This window comes from Methylobacterium terricola (assembly GCF_006151805.1).
In the GTDB taxonomy this organism is placed as follows: domain Bacteria; phylum Pseudomonadota; class Alphaproteobacteria; order Rhizobiales; family Beijerinckiaceae; genus Methylobacterium; species Methylobacterium terricola.
In genome coordinates this window covers 74,267-91,080 of sequence record NZ_VDDA01000014.1, presented here as the reverse complement: position 1 = coordinate 91,080, position 16,814 = coordinate 74,267, and the positions used below count along the sequence as shown (strand labels likewise).

At 73.0% G+C, this 16,814-nt stretch carries 19 protein-coding genes and 1 pseudogene; 7 read left to right on the top strand and 13 right to left on the bottom strand.

The window, feature by feature from the left end:
• Window positions 1-181 precede the first annotated feature (181 nt).
• Window positions 182-391 carry a hypothetical protein gene (locus FF100_RS24395; protein ID WP_139038367.1) on the bottom strand — a complete coding sequence of 70 codons (210 nt, stop codon included), beginning with the start codon at window positions 389-391 and terminating at the stop codon, window positions 182-184.
• A gap of 196 nt (window positions 392-587) precedes the next feature.
• Between FF100_RS24395 and FF100_RS24390 the strand changes: the two genes are divergently transcribed.
• Window positions 588-2,060 carry an 8'-apo-carotenoid 13,14-cleaving dioxygenase gene (locus tag FF100_RS24390; protein WP_139038366.1) on the top strand — a complete coding sequence of 491 codons (1,473 nt, stop codon included), beginning with the start codon at window positions 588-590 and terminating at the stop codon, window positions 2,058-2,060.
• 72 nt (window positions 2,061-2,132) lie between these two features.
• Here FF100_RS24390 and FF100_RS24385 read toward each other — a convergent pair.
• The 4 genes and pseudogenes from FF100_RS24385 to FF100_RS24370 all read right to left on the bottom strand — a co-directional run.
• Window positions 2,133-2,759 (bottom strand): annotated as a pseudogene (locus FF100_RS24385) (class I SAM-dependent methyltransferase); the annotation flags it as partial.
• Window positions 2,760-2,958: 199 nt separating this feature from the next.
• Window positions 2,959-3,240: a hypothetical protein gene (locus tag FF100_RS24380; RefSeq protein ID WP_139038365.1), complete on the bottom strand. Its 282-nt coding sequence runs from the start codon at window positions 3,238-3,240 to the stop codon at window positions 2,959-2,961.
• Entirely contained in the window at window positions 3,141-4,382 is a 1,242-nt protein-coding gene (locus FF100_RS24375) for an amidohydrolase family protein (RefSeq protein ID WP_171070313.1), read from the bottom strand. Before FF100_RS24375 ends, FF100_RS24380 begins: the two co-directional genes overlap by 100 nt.
• Window positions 4,383-4,397: 15 nt before the next feature.
• A complete protein-coding gene (locus FF100_RS24370; protein ID WP_171070312.1) occupies window positions 4,398-5,066 on the bottom strand; it encodes an ABC transporter substrate-binding protein in 669 nt (222 codons plus the stop codon).
• A gap of 152 nt (window positions 5,067-5,218) precedes the next feature.
• Between FF100_RS24370 and FF100_RS38395 the strand changes: the two genes are divergently transcribed.
• Both FF100_RS38395 and FF100_RS24365 read left to right on the top strand, forming a co-directional pair.
• Window positions 5,219-5,347, top strand: coding sequence for a hypothetical protein (locus FF100_RS38395; RefSeq protein WP_281287313.1), 129 nt, complete (start codon window positions 5,219-5,221; stop codon window positions 5,345-5,347).
• Between the two features lie 22 nt (window positions 5,348-5,369).
• Window positions 5,370-6,308: an acetamidase/formamidase family protein gene (locus FF100_RS24365; protein ID WP_139038362.1), complete on the top strand. Its 939-nt coding sequence runs from the start codon at window positions 5,370-5,372 to the stop codon at window positions 6,306-6,308.
• 31 nt (window positions 6,309-6,339) lie between these two features.
• Here FF100_RS24365 and FF100_RS24360 read toward each other — a convergent pair whose 3' ends face one another.
• From FF100_RS24360 to FF100_RS24345, 4 genes are read right to left on the bottom strand one after another with little or no spacing between them, the layout of a single operon-like run.
• Window positions 6,340-7,284 (bottom strand): dihydrodipicolinate synthase family protein, encoded by a 945-nt coding sequence (locus FF100_RS24360; RefSeq protein ID WP_246102306.1) that lies wholly within the window; start codon window positions 7,282-7,284, stop codon window positions 6,340-6,342.
• 13 nt (window positions 7,285-7,297) lie between these two features.
• The gene (locus FF100_RS24355; RefSeq protein ID WP_139038361.1) at window positions 7,298-8,410 is read right to left on the bottom strand and encodes an NAD(P)/FAD-dependent oxidoreductase; all 1,113 of its coding nucleotides are present in this window, start codon (window positions 8,408-8,410) and stop codon (window positions 7,298-7,300) included.
• Complete coding sequence (locus FF100_RS24350) at window positions 8,407-9,840, bottom strand: FAD/NAD(P)-dependent oxidoreductase (RefSeq protein WP_139038360.1); 1,434 nt, start codon at window positions 9,838-9,840, stop codon at window positions 8,407-8,409. The genes FF100_RS24355 and FF100_RS24350 overlap by 4 nt, the downstream gene beginning before the upstream one ends.
• Complete coding sequence (locus FF100_RS24345; RefSeq protein ID WP_139038359.1) at window positions 9,837-10,121, bottom strand: (2Fe-2S)-binding protein; 285 nt, start codon at window positions 10,119-10,121, stop codon at window positions 9,837-9,839. The genes FF100_RS24350 and FF100_RS24345 overlap by 4 nt, the downstream gene beginning before the upstream one ends.
• A 150-nt stretch (window positions 10,122-10,271) precedes the next feature.
• On the opposite strand from FF100_RS24345, the gene FF100_RS24340 reads away from it, so the two are divergent.
• The 4 genes from FF100_RS24340 (at window position 10,272) to FF100_RS24325 (ending at window position 13,362) form a co-directional block, all read left to right on the top strand.
• Entirely contained in the window at window positions 10,272-11,096 is an 825-nt protein-coding gene (locus FF100_RS24340) for a transporter substrate-binding domain-containing protein (RefSeq protein WP_139038358.1), read from the top strand.
• A 186-nt stretch (window positions 11,097-11,282) separates the two neighbouring features.
• Window positions 11,283-11,957 (top strand): amino acid ABC transporter permease, encoded by a 675-nt coding sequence (locus FF100_RS24335; protein WP_139038357.1) that lies wholly within the window; start codon window positions 11,283-11,285, stop codon window positions 11,955-11,957.
• A complete protein-coding gene (locus tag FF100_RS24330) occupies window positions 11,958-12,653 on the top strand; it encodes an amino acid ABC transporter permease (protein WP_139038356.1) in 696 nt (231 codons plus the stop codon).
• Complete coding sequence (locus FF100_RS24325) at window positions 12,625-13,362, top strand: amino acid ABC transporter ATP-binding protein (protein WP_139038355.1); 738 nt, start codon at window positions 12,625-12,627, stop codon at window positions 13,360-13,362. Before FF100_RS24330 ends, FF100_RS24325 begins: the two co-directional genes overlap by 29 nt.
• 79 nt (window positions 13,363-13,441) lie before the next feature.
• Here the strand turns inward: FF100_RS24325 and FF100_RS24320 are convergent, their stop codons facing one another.
• The 4 genes from FF100_RS24320 to FF100_RS24305 all read right to left on the bottom strand — a co-directional run bounded on the left by FF100_RS24320 (window position 13,442) and on the right by FF100_RS24305 (window position 16,716).
• Window positions 13,442-14,122, bottom strand: a complete 681-nt coding sequence (locus FF100_RS24320) for a GntR family transcriptional regulator (RefSeq protein ID WP_425463348.1) — start codon at window positions 14,120-14,122, stop codon at window positions 13,442-13,444.
• A 233-nt stretch (window positions 14,123-14,355) separates the two neighbouring features.
• The gene (locus FF100_RS24315; RefSeq protein ID WP_139038353.1) at window positions 14,356-14,556 is read right to left on the bottom strand and encodes a hypothetical protein; all 201 of its coding nucleotides are present in this window, start codon (window positions 14,554-14,556) and stop codon (window positions 14,356-14,358) included.
• A 210-nt stretch (window positions 14,557-14,766) separates the two neighbouring features.
• Window positions 14,767-15,714 (bottom strand): AEC family transporter, encoded by a 948-nt coding sequence (locus tag FF100_RS24310; protein ID WP_139038352.1) that lies wholly within the window; start codon window positions 15,712-15,714, stop codon window positions 14,767-14,769.
• Window positions 15,715-15,762: 48 nt separating this feature from the next.
• Window positions 15,763-16,716 (bottom strand): tyrosine-type recombinase/integrase, encoded by a 954-nt coding sequence (locus tag FF100_RS24305; RefSeq protein ID WP_139038351.1) that lies wholly within the window; start codon window positions 16,714-16,716, stop codon window positions 15,763-15,765.
• Between the last annotated feature and the right edge of the window lie 98 nt (window positions 16,717-16,814).

Genomic DNA, 16,814 nt, shown 5'->3' with positions numbered 1-16,814 from the left:
CGACGACGGATCGGGGGGCCGTCCGCACCGCGGCTGGCAGGGTCGTGGATCGCGCCGGCATCCGCTTCGTCGGAGGGGGGCGCTCGGCAAAGCGGCCACCGTGTCCCCGCCGATGGCGTCCGCGCCCGTGGCCCCACGGCGCGGCCGCCGAGACCGCGGCCATCCGAGCGGCGCTCCGGCCCTATCGCAAGGTCGGCGATTCGCCGGGCTTGAGGTGGGGGTCGCCGCCGTCGGGACCGCCGAGGGCGACGTGATCGTTCAGCCGTCCGAGATGGGCGAAGACGTGCTCGAAGGCGTCCACCACCGCCTGTTCGAACGAGCCGTCGCCCTTGCCGCGTGCGTCCTTGAGGACACTGAGCAAGGCACGGTGCTTTTCGGTATCCTCGGACATCGTCTTCCCTCTCGACCGGCACGAGCGCCGGCCTCGCAAGCCAATGTCCATGGTCGCGCCCGGTTCCGGCGCGTCACCGGCGACGATCCGTCGGGACGCATGACGCAACCGTCGGCCGTCCTCGCAGCGGTCGGGAACCGGGCGGTCCCCGGTCGACGACGTTCCGGCCTGCCACCTGATCCGGGGATTGCCGCCGATGTCGAACCGAGTCCAGTCGGCCTTCCGCGCCGCCGCCGAGGCGGGCCTCGGCCTTTGGGCGGCGTGCAACCGCCTGCGCCTGCCCGGAACGCGAAACCCCTTCGTGGTCGGCGTCCACGAACCGATGCGCGAGGAGATGTCGCTGGAGACCCTGCCCGTCACCGGGGCGATCCCGCCCGGGCTCGACGGCCTCTACCTCAAGATGGGGGCCAACCCCGTCCGTCCGGCGACGCGGGGCCACGACTGGTTCCTCGGCGACGGCATGGTGCACGGCCTCGCGATCGAGGGCGGACGGGCGCTGTGGTACCGCAACCGCTGGATCGGCTCGCGAACCGCCGCCGCGGCGCTCGGACGGCCGGCCGCGCCGGGGCCCCGGCGGGGCGGCAGCGACACCGTCAACACCAACGTCGTGGCGATCGGCGGCCGGATCTTCGCGGTCGTCGAGGCCGGCAGCTTCCCCGTCGAGCTCTCGCGGCGCCTCGATGCGCAGTGCTACAACCCCTTCGACGGGACGCTCGCCGGATCCTTCACCGGGCATCCGCACCGCGACCCGCTGACCGGCGAGACCCACGCCATCGCCTATGACGGCCGGATCTGGGACAGCGTCCGCCACGTCGTCGTCGCACCGGCCGGGCGGGTGGTGCGGGACATGCCGGTCGCGGTCGAGCACGGCCCCTGCATCCACGATTGTGCGATCACGGCGCGCTTCGTGATCGTGCTCGACCTGCCGGTCACGTTCTCGCTGGCGGCTGTGATGGCCGGCTACCGCTTCCCGTTTCGCTGGAATTCCGGCCACAGGGCCCGGGTGGGCCTCCTGCCCAAGGACGGCGACGGCGCCGACATCCTGTGGTGCGAGGTCGAGCCCTGCTTCGTCTTCCACGCCGCCAACGCCTACGACGACGCAGACGGGCGGGTGATCCTCGATGTCGTCGCCTACGCGGCGGTGTTCACCGCGGCCGCGGGCGGGCTCGACCGCCCGGGCCGGCTCGAACGCTGGACGATCGATCCCGCGACGCGGCGGGTCGAGCGGCGGGTGCTCGATCCCGCGGCGCAGGAATTCCCCCGCATCGACGAGCGCCGCCTCGGGCAGAGCCACCGCTATCTCTACACGGTCAGCGTCCCCGCCGACGGCAACACGCAACTCGCCGGCGCGACGCAGATATACAAGCACGACCTGGAGACGGGCGGGCGCCGTGTGCACGAGTTCGGGGCCGACCGCATCCCGGGGGAATTCGTCTTCGTGCCGGCGCACCCGGAGGCCGAGGAGGACGAAGGCTGGCTCGTCGGCTTCGTCATCGACACCGCGCACGACACGACGGATTTCGCGATCCTCGATGCGCGCGCGTTCGAGGCGCCGCCGGTCGCCGGGATCCGCCTCGGGCACCGGATCCCGCCGGGCTTCCACGGCAACTGGTTCCCGGCGCGCCCGCCGGGCGAGACGGCCGGGGACGGCACCGACGCCGGGGCGTGACGCGCGCTGCCGCCGCGGCGATCGGCACGCGCGATCCTTGCCGTCGGCGCCGCGTTCGGTTCCTCGGCCCGCGGAGGTCCAGCCGACCACCGCCGTCATGGGGTCGCCGAGGCCTCCCTCGGGCCTGAGGGCATAGCCGTCGATGCGGGGAAAGCCGGCGCGCTGGAGATACAGGCTGACGAGCCGGGCATGGTCCGCGGCGCCGAGACCGTGCCAGACGGCGACCGCCTTCGTCGGGAAGCAGCGGTTCGAGAAGGTGATCACCACCGGGGCGCCGGGGCGCAGCACGCGGGCGATCTCCGACAGGACGTCCACGGGTCGCTGCAGGTACTGCACCGAGACGCAGATCAGGGCGGCGTCGAGGCTCGCCGTGTCGAGGGGCAGGTGCGGCGCGGCGTTGAGATCCTGCACGAAGTACCGGGTCAGGCGCGGGTTGGCGGCGAGTTCCGCGGCGTTCAGGCCGTGGCCGACGACGCCGGCATAGGCGACCTCGTCCGGCAGGTGGCTGACCCAGCTCGACATCAGGTCGAGGATGTCGCCGCCCGCCGGGACGACCTCCCGATACAGGTCGGTCACCGCCGCGATGGCGGCGGCGTCGATATGGGTCACGAAGCGGGGCTGCGCGTAGAACAGGGGATCGGGCGCGCGGTCGAGCTTCGCGAATGCGTTCGGCGGCAGGTCCGGCAGATCTTGCGCCATCGTCGGGGATGCCTCCGGCCGAGCGGCGCGCCGACCGCGATGGCCGGTGCACGAACCGTCGGGCGGAGACGAGGGTAGGGAGCGCGAGGCGGACTCCCAGTGCGGGCGTCCAAGTTGCCGCATCCGCGCGATGACGCGGGCGGCACCGCGGGAGCCGGACGATCAGGCCGCGAGGGGCCGGTTCGGCCCGGCACCCGGATCAGCAGCAGCCGAGACGGCGGTAATAGCCCGCGATGGCCGCCTCGAGGCCCGGCATGGCCCGCCACAGCCCCGCCCGCCCGGGCATCGCCGCCCGGCACGCCTCGCGCAGCGCCCGGTGCGCCGCGTCGAGGTCGATGCCGAGCACGATTCCGTCCCGCACCACCGTGCGCCCGGCGACGATCAGCTCCCGGACATGGCGCTTGGCGGCGCGGGCGAACAGCAGATCGAGGGGATCGACCTCCGCCAGGCCGTCCTCGTCGAGCGCCGCGCGGTCGAGCACCAGGAGGTCGGCGGGGCCCCCCGCGGCGATCCGCCCGCCCTCCGGCGCGCCGACCGCGACGCGGCCGGTCTCGAGGGCCATCGCCAGGGCCTGGCGCGGGGCGATCGCGGTGTCGAAGCCCCAGCCGCCATGCAGCGACCAGAGCAGGCGCAGCTCGCGCAGGGCGTCGTCGTCCTCGTCGAAGGCCGGCCATCGATCCCGAGCGCGACCCGGCAGCCGCGGCGCACCATCTCGGCGACCGGCGCGATCCCGGAGCGCAGGGCGAGGTTGGACGAGGTGTTGACGGCGACGACGCAGCCGGCCTCGGCGATCATCTCGAGCTCGTCGGGCCGCGCATGGACGCAATGGGCGAGGGTCAGCCGCGGGGAGAGGAGCCCGATCTCGCGCCAGCGCCGCACGAGGCCGCCCGGATAGGTCCGGTCGGCCCAGTCGCGCTGGTACTGCGTCTCGAAGAGATGCGTCGTGACCCGGCGCCCGGTGCGGGCGGAGGCCTCGGCGACCGCCTCCCACAGCGCGTCCGAGCCCCATTGCGGCCCGTTCGGGGCGTATTGCACGTCGACCATCGGCCCGCCGACCGCCTCCGCGACCGCCTCGACCCGGGCGAGCTGCTCGGCGAGCGGCAGCATGGGGCCGAGAAAGCGCGCCTCGATCTCCGCCCGCGCCTCGGGCGCGAGGGCGTCGAGCACCGGGCCGTGATCGCCGTACACGAGGGGATTGCGGTCGCGCAGGCCGACGCCGAGGGCGATGCGAACCCCGACGTCGCGGGCGGCGCGCGCCATCGCAGCCGCCTCGGTCGGATAGTCGGTCAGCCCCATCGGCCGCACGTGATGGATCATCACCGCGCCCTGGCCGCCGAGCGCCGCCCGCGCCAGCGGCGCCACCGTCGCCAGGTAGGGATCGACCGGGGCGAGGAGCGCGAGACGGTGCAGCCAGGTCTCCAGCGGCTTGTTGAAGCCGCCGATCGAGCTCGGCCGCAGCGGGCGGGCATGGTCGTGGGCGTTGGCGAGCGCCGGCAGCACGACGGTGTCCTCGGCCTCCGCCGCGGTCCCGAGCGCAGCGATCCGCCCGTCCGCGAGCGTGAGCGCGAGATTGTGGAACGCGCCCTGCGCGTCGAAACCGTGTCGGGCCGCCAGATTGCGCACGGGCTTCACCTCTCCTCAGTTCTTCGGAACCGGCAGCATGCGCGCGGGGCGCGGCGGCAGGAAGGCGCGGCTGAACACCTCCCCGACCGCCGGCACCCGCGTGGGGCCGATCCGGCGGCCTTCCGGGTGGCTCATCGCGGCCTTGAGCGGCGCGACGCGCCGCGCCTTCTCGATGTCGCGGTCGGTCAGGGGCTCGCGCCGGGCGACCGCCTCGATCGCCGCGTCGGGGTCCTTCAGCATCTCCGTGAGACCGCGGTCGATGGCGCGCAGCAGGCCGGGCGCAGCCTCGGACTTCTGGGCGACGAGGCGGCGCGAGGCGATCACGGCGTCGGAATCGAGATCGAGGCCGGACTTGGCGTCATCGATGAAGCGCAGGTCCCGGTCCGGGTCGATGCCGACGAGCCTGGCCGAGAAGCGGATGGTGGTGACGAAGCCGGACACGCCGTCGACCTGGCCGCGCTGGAGCATCGGCTCGCGCAGGGCCGGCTGCATGTTGCCGACCGTGACGGTGGCGGGGGCGCGGCCCGCCCTCCTGGCGAAGGCGGGAAGCAGCGTGAGGGCGCTGTCGTTGGCCGGCCCGCCGAGCGTCGCTGATCCGGCACGCCCGCGGGCAGCTCGCCGACGCCGGCACGGGCCCGTTGCGACTGCGCGGCCCATCCCCTGGCCCTGCCCGACCGCAGCCATGGCGGACGGGAACTCCCGGAACGCGCCGTGGCGCACGGCTCGGTCCGCCTCGCGCCGGTGATCGGCGCGAACTCGTTCGAGTTCCTGCGTGCTTGCGTCCGCCTCGAGGATGCGATCATCGTCCAGGTCGAGATCGGGGTGCCCGCGTCGCCATGGGCCAGCTGCCCGGGCGCGCCCTCTCGGTGGCGGCGAAATTCGCCGAGCAGCTCGCCGCCCGGCTCGAATCCGGATCCGCCGCCCTCGACGCGCCGCCGGCGCCAGGCAATGCTGCGGCTCCCTGACCGCCGATCCCGGATCCCCCGCATGACGCATCGCCTGACCGCCTCGCCCGAGACCTGCCGCTGGGGCTATGTCGACGCCGCCGTGCCGCCGGTCCTCACGGTCCGCAGCGGCGAGCGGGTCACGATCGAGACCGTGTCGGGCGGACCCGACGCCCTGCCGCCGGAGGGCTTCGACGTGCCGCCGGAGCTGCGGGCGATCCACGCCGCCGAGGCCGGCCTCCCGTTCGGCCCCCACATCCTGACGGGACCGGTGGCGATCGCGGGCGCGCAGCCCGGCGACGTGCTGGAGGTGCGGATCCTCGACGTCGCGCTGCGCCAGGACTGGGGCTTCAACCGCCACCGGCCGCTCGCCGGCACCCTGCCGGACGACTTCCCGGCTTTCCACCACATGAACCTCCCCCTCGACCGCGAGCGAATGACCGCCCGGATGCCCTGGGGGCTCGACATCCCGCTGTCGCCGTTCTTCGGCGTGATGGCGGTCGCCCCGCCCCCGGCCTGGGGCCGCTGCACCTCGATCATCCCGCGCGCCTTCGGCGGCAACCTCGACAACAAGGAGCTCACCGCCGGCACCACGCTGTATCTGCCGGTCTTCACCGAGGGCGCCCTGTTCTCCTGCGGCGACGGCCACGGCGCGCAGGGCGACGGCGAGGTCAACGTCACGGCGATCGAGACCGCGCTCTCCGGCACGTTCGAGTTCGTGCTGCGGAAGGACTTGGCGCTCACGGTTCCGCAGGCCGAGACGCCGACCCACGTGATCACGATGGGCCTCGATCCCGACCTCGACCGCTGCGCCGAGCGGGCCTTGCGCGAGATGATCGCCCTCGTGGTCGCCCGGGTCGGCATCACCCGCGACGAGGCCTACGCCCTGTGCAGCATCGCCGCCGATTTGCGGGTGACGCAGACGGTCAACCAGCACAAGGGCGTTCACTGCATGCTGCGCAAGGACTTCCTCGTGCGGTGATCCCGCGCGGCGGCAGGGCCGAGGGCGGTCCTCAGAGCGCGGCGTGGCGCAGGGCGCTCTCCACCCGCTGCCGCTCGGCCGCGTCGAGGGGCGGCTGCGGCGGCCGCAGGCGCGGATCCGGGATCGCGCCGAGGTGGTGCAGCGCGTGCTTGAGCCGCGCCGTCGCCCGGCCGCCCGGCGCGTCGCGGTAGATCGCGACCGCGAGCGGGTACAGCGCCTCGTGCAGCTGCCGGGCCCGGGCCCAATCGCCGGCCTGGGCCGCGGCCCACAACGCGGCGACGAGGTCCGGCACGACGGCGGCCAGCGACACCTGGCTGCCGACGCTGCCGATGAGATAGCTCGTGAGCAGATGCTCGTCGCCCGAGCCCAGGACCTTGAAGTCGGGGCGCAGGCCGGTGAGCAGGCGCAGGTTCGCCTCGTACTGCGCCACCTCCCAGCTGCCCTCCTTGATCGCCACGATCTGCTCGATCGCCGCGAGGCGCCGCAGCGTCGCCGCGTCGTACGCCATCGCGCCGGCACCGACCGGTGCGCCGTAGAGCATCAGGGGCAGGCTGGTGGCCGCCGCGACCGTGCGATGGTGCAGGACCACGCAGGCGGGGTCGTGGCCGAGGGCCCAGCTGTTCGGCGGGAACACGAGCAGGCCGTCGGCGCCGGCCGCCTCGAAGGCGGCGGCCTCCCGCGCCGCCTCGAGGCTCGATTCGGCGTTGACCCCGGACACGATCAGGCAGCAGGCGGGAACGACGCGGCGCGCTGCCTCGACCACCGCGACCTTCTCGGCGCGATCGAGGACGAAGTTCTCGCCGGCATGGCCGTTGACGAGCAGCCCGCGGATCCCGGGCCGGGCCGCGACGGCATGCAGGTGCCGCTCAAGGGCCGGCCCGTCGACGGCGAAGTCGGGCCCGCGCATCGGCACGATGGTCGCCGCATGGATGCCCGTGAGGCGTTCGGCGAAGGGGAGGGGAGAGGGCACCGGCACGGCAGGAGATCCTTCACGCCGCCCGGGGGCGGGAGAGCAGGCGGTCGACGGGAAACAGCGGCAGATCCGGCTCGCGGCCGAGGATGCGCTCGGCGAGGAGCCGCGCGATGTAGGGGCCGCTCGTGTAGCCGGAATGGACCGAGCCGCAGACGAAGGCGCCCTCGACGCCCGGAACCGGCCCGGCGACCGGCAGGGCGTCGGCGGTCTCGGCCTCGAGCCCGGCCCAGGCCCGGGCCATCCGGGCGGCGCGCAGGGCGGGAATCGCGTGGCAGGCCAGGCGCACGTTGCCGACGACGCGGTCGGGCAGGAGTTCGACGCCGCCGCGCTCGCGGTCGCCCACCCCCTGCCAGCCGCCGCCGATGACGACGGTGCCATGGGGATATTGCTTGAGCGACAGGAGGCCGTTGGCGATGCCGACGACCGTGCGCATGACCGGGGCGACCCGCTCGCTGACTACGAGCTGGTTGACCAGGGTCTTGATCGGCAGGTGCACGCCGAGCCAGGCCAGCATCGGCTCGATCCAGACGCCGCCGGCCAGGAGGATCCGCCGCGCCCGCACCGTGCCGGAGGCGGTGTCGAGCTCGAAGCCCGCTCCCGTCGGGGTGACGCCGCGGACCGGCGTGCTCTCCCGCAAGGCCACCCCCGCCTCGAGCAGCGCCCGGCGATAGGCGAGGCCGGTGAGGTAGGCGTTGGCGTAGCCGTCGACCCGGCAATGGCCGGCGAGGCGCACCGCCGGCGACAGGCCGGGCTCGATCCGGCGGGCCTCCGACCCGGAGACGAGGACGATCGGCGCGCCGGCCTCGCGCCGCTTGCCCGCCCGGTAGGTGAGCAGTTCCTCCTCCGCCGGGGTGAAGGCGAGGGACAGGCCGTCGCAGACCACGACGCCGACGTCGTGGCCGAGCCAGTCGCGCGCCGAGGCCCACATCGCGTGGGCGCGCAACGCGTAGGGCATCAGCGCGACCCGGGTCATCTGCATCGTCAGCGTGCCGGCATTGACGCCGGACGCCTCGCGGCAGAGCGGCCCGCGGTCGAAGAGCGCGACGTCCATCCCGCCGCGGGCGGCGAAGAGCGCCGCGGTGGCGCCGTGGACGCCGCCGCCGACCACCGCCAGATCATGCATGGTCATAGGGGAGCGGGCTCCGGGATCGGGATGTCGGCATAGTCGAAATCGCCCATCAGCTCGTCGAAGCCGATCGGGCGCAGCGGCGGGCGGGCGGTGAAGCTGCCGACCGCCTCGCGCGGACCGACGCGCGCCGCCACGAGCTCGGCGGCGACGTCGCCGCACATCCGCCCCTGGCACGGGCCCATGCCGCAGCGGGTGAACTGCTTCATCTGGTTGACGTCGCGCGCGCCCGCCTCCACGGCCGCGTCGATCTCGGCGCGGGTGACGTCCTCGCAGCGGCAGACGACCGTCTCGGGGGGAATCGCGCGCACCTGCGCCGGCCGCAGCCGCATCATTCCGGCCATGCCGTCGGAGAACGGCCGCTCGCGCGCCATCGCCCGGCGCAGCCGCGCCGCCTCGCGGGCGAAGGCGTCGGACGCGAGGCGCCCGGCATCGGCGGCGGCGGCGAGGCCGGCGAACTCGCCGCCGAGCGCCGCCATCGCGGCGCCGCGTAACCCTGCGCCGTCGCCGACGGCGTAGAGGCCGGGAATGCCGGTGCGCCCCGCCTCGTCGGTCACCGGGACCAGGCCGCCGCGCAGGCGGTCGAAGCGGTGCGGCGCCCGGAGCAGGCGCGTCACCTCCGCGCCCGGCACGAGCCCGTTGCCGACGCAGAGCGCATCCACCGCGAAGGCGTGCTCGGGGCCGGGCGCTGGCGCTCCCTCGGCATCGACGGGGCCGATCACCGCGCGCTCGATCCCCGTCGCGCCCTCGGCCCGGCGCAGGGCGTGGCGGAAGAAGACCGGGATGCCGGCCGCCCTGAGGGAGGCCATCCAGCGGGCGCCCTGGCCGAGCAGTCCGGGCCGGGTGAGGAGGGAGGGCATCGCCCGCAGCCAGTCGCCGCGGGCGGCGAGGTCGGCGACGCCCACCACGTCGATTCCGGTCCCGGCCAGGCCCGCCGCGACGGCGAAGAGGAGCGGGCCGCAGCCGGCGACGAGGACGCGGCGGCCCGGGGCGACGCCGTGCGACTTCAGCAGGATGGTCGCGCCCGCCAGCCCCACCACGCCCGGCAGCGTCCAGCCGGGAAAGGGCACGACGCGCTCGTGCGCGCCGCCCGCCGCGACGAGCCGCCCGGCCGAGACGCGCTCCCAGCGGCCGCTCTCCCCGTCGATCAGGTCGAGGTCGAGCGAGGCGCCGACCGACCAGACGGTGCGGCCATACAGCAGGGTGAGGCCGCCGGCGCGCAGGTCCGCCCGCAGGGCCTCGCCGGGATCGGCTTTCGCGGATCGGGCGGCGGGCCGGACCGGCTTGCGCCAGACCTGCCCGCCGGCCTCCGGATTCTCGTCGATCAGGGCGACGCGGAGGCCCGCCCGGCTCGCCGCGAGGGCCGCCGCGCCGCCGGCGGGGCCCGCGCCGAGGACGGCGAGATCGACGCGATGGCAGAGGGGCCCGCTCATGCCCCGTGAGCCCCCGCCATGCGCACCTTGTCGCTGCCCGCCCCCTCGAGGCTGACGACCATGCCGTCGCGGACCACCGTGACGCAGGCGCGGCGGATGCGCCCGTCCACGGTGATCGCGCATTCCTGGCACACGCCCATCATGCAGAAGGCGCCGCGCGGGGCGCCGCGGCGCGGGCTCGCGCGCAGGGCCCGGCGGCCCCGCGCCAGCAGCGCGGCGGACAGGACCTCCCCCGGCTCGACCTGCCATTCCACGCCATCGACCGTGATCCGCATCGTCATCCGACCCCGCGCTGCCTGCGAAGGAGGCACCAGCGACCCACAAACTGCGCTTTACAGGAATAAAGAATGTATACATTTTGCAGACCGAAAGCGCAACCGCAAGCGTCCGGTCGGGGCTCGTCCCGCCCCGTCGCGACCAGGAGAAAGCCCATGTTCGGACCCGCGACGTTCAGGAACGCCCTCGCCGCCGGGCTCGCGGCTCTCGCCGTGGCCACGACCGCGCTCGCGCCGGCCGCCGCCCGGACGCTCGACGAGGTCATCGCCTCCGGAACGCTGCGCGTCGGCGTCAACCCGACCCTGCCGCCGCTCGGCAAGTTCGACGAGTCGAACACGATCGTCGGGTTCGACGTCGATTTCGCCACCGAGATCGCCAAGACGCTGGGCGTGAAGCTCGAGGTGGTCCCGGTCGGCTCGCCGGACCGCATCCCCTTCGTGACCTCGGGCAAGATCGACGTCGTGATGGGGGCGATGACCCGTACGCCCGAGCGCGCCAAGGTCATCGAGTTCACGGTCCCGGTGCATACCGAGGTGCTCGGCGTCCTCACCACCGAGGACCAGCCCTACCAGGACTGGAAGAGCCTGAACGTGCCCGGCGTCACCTTCGTCGAGGTCCGCGGCTCCACGCCGGTCAAGTTCATCGCCGACAACCTGCCCCAGGCCAAGGTGACGCTGCTCGACAATTATCCCGACGCCGTCCGGGCGCTGTCGCAGAAGCGCGGCACCGCGATGATCGACGTCATCGACTTCATGGGCGAGCACATGCGTAACTACCCCAACACCAAGTGGAAGATCCTGCCGACACCCATCGACACCTATTACTGCAGCATGGGTGTGGCCCGGAATGCGACCGGCCTCAAGGACTGGCTGAACGTGGCGATCTTCGACATGCACCGGCGCGGCCGGACCGCCGAATTGTGGAAGAAGTGGTTCGGCATGGACATGATCGCGCCGGTCCAGGCCTCGCCGTACTTCTGATCCCGCGATCTCGTCCAGCATCCGATCGAGGCGTCGCACCATGGATGCGGCGTCGCCCGGGCGTGTGGAGCCGGAAGGCTCAGCCGCGCGGGCTGGCGACGCCGGGTCCGGAGGGTCATCCGTCCGGGACACCGGATCACGCCCCGGGCCGCTTCCCCGACCGGAGCGACCCGAGAGGAACGAAAGATGGGTTACACCTTCCAGTTCGGGCAGGTCTGGCCGTTCCTGCCCCGGCTCTTCGACGCCGCCCTGGTCTCGCTGCAGCTCGCGCTGCTGGCCTTCTGCGGCGGCCTCCTCCTCGGCACGGCCGGGGCGGCGATCCGCACCTATGGCGGAGCCTGGGCGCGCCGGGCGGTGAAGCTCTACGTCACGGCCTTCACCAACACGCCGCAGCTCGTGCAGATCTACTTCCTGTACTTCGCGCTGCCGGATGCCGGCCTCGTCCTGTCCTCGTTCACGGCGGTGCTGATCGGCATGACGCTGAACGCGGGCGCCTACCTCACCGAGATCCAGCGCGCCGGCTTCGAGAGCGCGCGGCGCTCCGAGCTCGAGGCCGCCGCGGTCCTGGGCTTCTCCCGCCTGCAGCAGATCCGCTACGTCGTCCTGCCCCATGCGATGCGGGTGCTCCTGCCGCCGCTCTCCTCGCACTTCATCATCATGACGCTCGGCACCTCGATGGCCGCGGTGTTCGGCGTCGAGGAGCTGACGGGGGAGGCCCTGACCCTGTCGTCGCAGACCTTCCGGTCGGTCGAGGTCTTCCTGATCGTCGCCGGGTTCTACGTCGCGCTGACGCTCCTCGCCTCGCTAGCGATCTCGCTGTTCGCGCGGGCCGCGTTCCGGGTCCGGGTGAGGCCGCTCTAGATGTTCGAGACGATCCTCGCCGAGTGGCCGCGCTTCGCCACCCTCGCCAACGCCGCGTTCCTGGCCCGCGCCGCCGCGACGACCCTCGCGCTCTCGGCGGTCGGCGTCGTCCTCGGCAGCCTGATCGGGGTGGCGGTTGCCGTCGCGGGGCGCACGCGGGCGGGCTGGCTCAGGCCGGTGCGGCTGCTCGCCCGGCTCTACACCGAACTGTTCCGCCGGGTGCCGTTCCTGGTCACCCTGATGCTGACCTTCTACCTGGTCCAGGCCTCGGGCGTGGATCTGCCCCTCGCGGTGGTGGCCGGCGTCACCGTGACGCTGATCGCCGGGGCCTACCTCGCCGAGATCGTGCGCGCCGGGCTCGCCGCCGTCCATCCCAACCAGTGGGAGGCCGCGGCGACGATGAACTTCACGCTGCTCCAGACGATCCGGCTCGTCGTCCTACCGCAGGCCTGGCCGCTGATCCTGCCCCCCAGCTTCGGCTTCTTCGTGATGTTCATCAAGGATACGGCGCTCGCCTCGCAGATCGGCGTGATCGAGCTGACCTATGCGGCCCGGGTCCTGAACAACAAGGGGTTCTCGGCGACCCTCAGCTTCGGCTGCGTGCTCGTGCTCTACTTCGCCCTGTCCTACCCGCTCGCCCGCCTCGGGGCCAGACTGGAGACCCGCCTTGCCGGACCTCGTCATCCGCGGCCTTGATGCCCATTACGGGGCGACCCCGGTCCTGTCCGGCCTCGACCTGCACGTGGAGAGCGGGGCGACGGTCGGGCTGATCGGCCCGTCGGGCTCGGGCAAGAGCACGATCCTGCGCACCATCCTCGGCCTTCTGCCGCCGAGCCGGGGCGAGATCGTCCTCGACGGGCGCCGGGTCGATTACGCCAAGCCGGCGGAGGTGCGCGCCTTGCGCGAGCGCGTCGCCGTGGTGTTCCAGCAATACAACCTGTTCCAGAACATGACCGTGCTGCAGAACGTCTGCATCACCCCGGTCAAGATCCGCGGCCGGCCCCGGCGCGAGGTCGAGGACGAGGCGCGCCGGCTCCTCGCCAAGGTCGGGCTCGCCGACAAGCTCTCGTCCTATCCCGACCAGCTCTCGGGCGGGCAGCAGCAGCGCGTCGCGATCGCCCGCGCCCTGGCGCTGCGGCCGGAGATCCTGCTCCTCGACGAGGTGACGGCGGCGCTCGATCCCGAGCTGGTGTCGGAAGTCCTCGACACGATCCGGCTGCTGGCCCGCGAGGGCATGACCATGATGATCGTCTCGCACGAGATGGGCTTCATCCGCGAAGTGTCGTCCCGCGTCGTGTTCATGGCCGACGGGCGCAAGGTCGAGGAGGGCCCGCCCGCCCGCATCTTCGACGCGCCGCAGGAGGCGCGGACGCAGAGCTTCGTCTCGAAGATCCTGCGGCACTAGGGAATCACCCGATCGCGTCGCGGCACGACGCGGGAGGCCGCGACGCCGGCGGGCCATCGTGCGCCCGCCGGTGCCGGCCTCAGCGCACGGTCGCGAGGGCGAAGCGCTGGAGGCTGCGGATGTGGGCCTGGGTCGCCTTGCGCGCGGCCTTGCCGTCGCCGCTCTCCAGGGCGTCGAGGATCTGGGCATGTTCGCGCAGGTCGGGCGCGACGCGGTCCTGGAGCCGGGCGATCTCGAACAGGCGGGTGGTCACCCGCAGGCGCCGGATCACCTGCGCCAGCACGTCGTTGCCGCTGTTGCGGGCGAAGAGCTCGTGCAGGGCGTCGTCCGATTGCCAATGCGCATCGGTGTGGAGCGACGTCGACCCGGCTTGAAGCCCGGCGATCTCCCGGCGCACGGCGGCGATCTCGGCGTCCGGGATGTGGCCGGCGGCGGCCTCGGCGGCCTCCGGCTCGAGGATCTCGCGGACCTTCAGGCTCTGGAGATACTCGCCGAGATCCACGTGCCGCACGACGAACGAGCGCCCGCTTCCCTTGATGACCAGCCCTTCGCCCTCGAGCCGCTGCAGGCCCTCGCGCAACGGCGTGCGGGACACGCCGAGCTGGGCCGCCAGCTTCGCCTCGACGATGCTGTGACCGCCCCGCAGCTGACGTTGGCGGATCATGGCCGTGACCGAGGTGGTGACGAGATTGACGAGGTTGGGAGGCGACGCCTCCTCGCTCGCGTCGATGCCGCTCGGTTCGATGACCGGAATACCCAAAGTCGCGTCGCCTGCCTGATCCATCCCGCGATGACAGGGCTGATTGTATGCAAAATGAACGCAATCGCAAGCCATTGCGCCGCTTGAGGCGCGCCGGATCGGCGGCGTCGGGGCGCATCCGCCGGTCGCCCCGCTCGAGGTGCCGACCGTGCCGCCGCGCCGGTGGCCTGACCGAACAAAAAAGGGGCCGGCCTCTCGGCCGACCCCGCATCGCGGTCGCGATGGGCCGCGTCTTACTCGGCGGCGGTCATCTCGGCGCTGAAGTGGCCGCACCAGTCGCTGGTCGAGACCACCGGCCACAGGCCGTGCTCCTGCGGGCCGGGCTGGGTCACCGGGGGGTTGAAGCGGCACAGGCCGGCATCGCCCTGGGCGGCGGCACCGTTGCCCTTGTGCTCGTCGAAGAACTTGCAGCTCTCGCAGTTCGCCGTGGCCATCGTGGTGCTCCTGTCATGCGGCCTGTCCGCCGCGCCTGATGCGAATTAGAACAAATCCAATCTGGAAGTCAAGGCTCGGCCGTACCGGGGGGCGCCGCGGCCTCGTCGCCGGTCGGCCCGCCCGCGTCCCCGGCTGCCCCGGTGCATCGCGGCCGACGCCGATCTTGCGTCGGTGCGTGCCGTCTCGCGCCGCCTGCGGTGCGGCCCGGGTCAGAGGGCCGCCGAGATGATGGCGGTGAGCGTCGCGATGGAGACGACCGTGGCGACCACGACCGTGGCTGCCGAGACCTCCATCATCGCGCCCGAGCGATGCGCGAGCAGGAAGGCGTTCGCCCCCGTCGGCAGCGCGGCCGTCACGATCATGATGATCCCGGCCGGCTGCGGCACCGCGGCCAGGGTGACGACGAGGCCCATGCAGAGCGGCATGATTGCGAGCTTGATCGCCACGGCGGCGAGGACCGGCGGACCGACGGTGCCCCGGCGCAGGACGGGCAGCGACGCGCCGAGGCTGATCAGCGCCAGGGCCGGTGCGGCCTGGGCGAGCAGGTCGAGGATCCGCCGCAGCGCCTCCGGCACGGGCAGGCCGGTCGCGTTCCACAGCGTGGCCGCCACGATCGAGGAGATAATCGGGTTCTTGAGGCTGCCGACGACCGTGTCCCGGAGCGTGTGGAACAGGGGGCGCCGGTGCGCGCCCCGGTCCAGCTCGACGAGGATCGTCGCCGCGGGCAGGAGGAGGAGCGAATGCGCCGCGATGATCGACAGCAGCACGGCGAGGCCCGACCCGCCCCAGATCCCGCCGACGATCGGGATGCCGAGCAGCACGGTGTTGCCGAACGCGGCGTTGAGCCCGAACAGCGCGCCCTGCGCGATCGTCATGCGCATCAGCGCGATCCCGCCGAGCACCGACAGGGCGAAGACCGGCAGCGCCACGGCGAAGTAGAGGCCGATCACGTCGAGGCGCGGCGCCGTCCGGCTGCCGACGATCGACAGGAACAGCAGGGACGGCAGCAGGATCCAGAAGATCAGGCTCGTCAGCCCCTTCGTCTCGGCCTTGTCGACGACGCCGAGGCGGATGATCAGCCGGCCGATCGCGATCAGGCCGAAGACCGGCAGGATGACGGAGACCAGGGTCGACGCGATCGTCGCGAGATGTGACATGCTTTCAGCCCGAACTCGGCCCGTCCCGGCGCCGCCCGCGATCCCCGGTCACGCCGGCCCGCGCCGCGGCTCCGGCGGCTCCCCCGACAGGGGATGCAGATCCCTGACCATCCGCTGCGCGCGCGACAGGTCCACCTTGGTGTAGACCTCGGTCGTGCTGAGATCGGCATGGCCCAGAAGCTCACCGATGACCCGCAGGTCGGCGCCGTTCTGCAGGAGATGGGTCGCGAAGGCGTGGCGCAGCTTGTGCGGCGACCAGCGCGCCGCGTTCGCGAGGCCGGCGGCGGCGGCGGCCTCCTTGATCTCCTTCAGGGCAGCGTCGATCGTCAGGTGCTGCTCGCCGTGGGCGACCCGGTGGAACAGCCAGACGTCGGACCGCGAGCCGTAGCGGCCGGCAAGATTCCGCCACAGGCCGATCGCCTCGACCGCGCGGTCGTGGAGCGGCACCAGCCGGTCCTTGCCGCCCTTGCCGCGGACATGGATCATCCGGGTGCCTGGCCGCACCGCGTCGGCCGGGCGCGTCACCGCCTCCGACACCCGCATGCCGCTGGCGTAGAGCGTCTCGAGCAGGGCCGCGCGCCGCGCGTAGCCGGCCTGGCGGTAGAGCCCGACCGACCCGTCCCGGGCCTGCGCGTGCGCGGTCTCGATCAGCCGGTCGACGGCCTCGATCCCCGGCGTGAACGGCAGGCGTGAGGGCCGCTTCATCGGCTGGAGCTCGGCCGCCGGATTCCCGGTCCCGATTCCCTCCGCCACCATGAAGCGGTGGATGCCGTTGGCGACCGAGCGGCGCCGGCTGATCGTCGAATGCGACAGGGCCTGCCGATCGAGATGGGAGAGGTAGGCCACCATGTCGTCGCGGGTCACCGCCGCGAGGCGCCGTTCGCCCAGCCAGCCGAGATAGCTCGCGATGTCGCGGCGGTAGGTCTTCAGCGACGAGGCGGCGGTGCCGCGCTCGGCCGCCAGGGCGTCGAGCCAGAGGTCGGTGATCTCGGCATTGGTCATCGGACGAGGATGGCGGGTGCCGGTTAACGATCGGTCCCGGAACCGCCGCGCCGATCGCCGCGCCGCGGCCCTTCGGATGCGCGCCGCGCTTGCCAAGC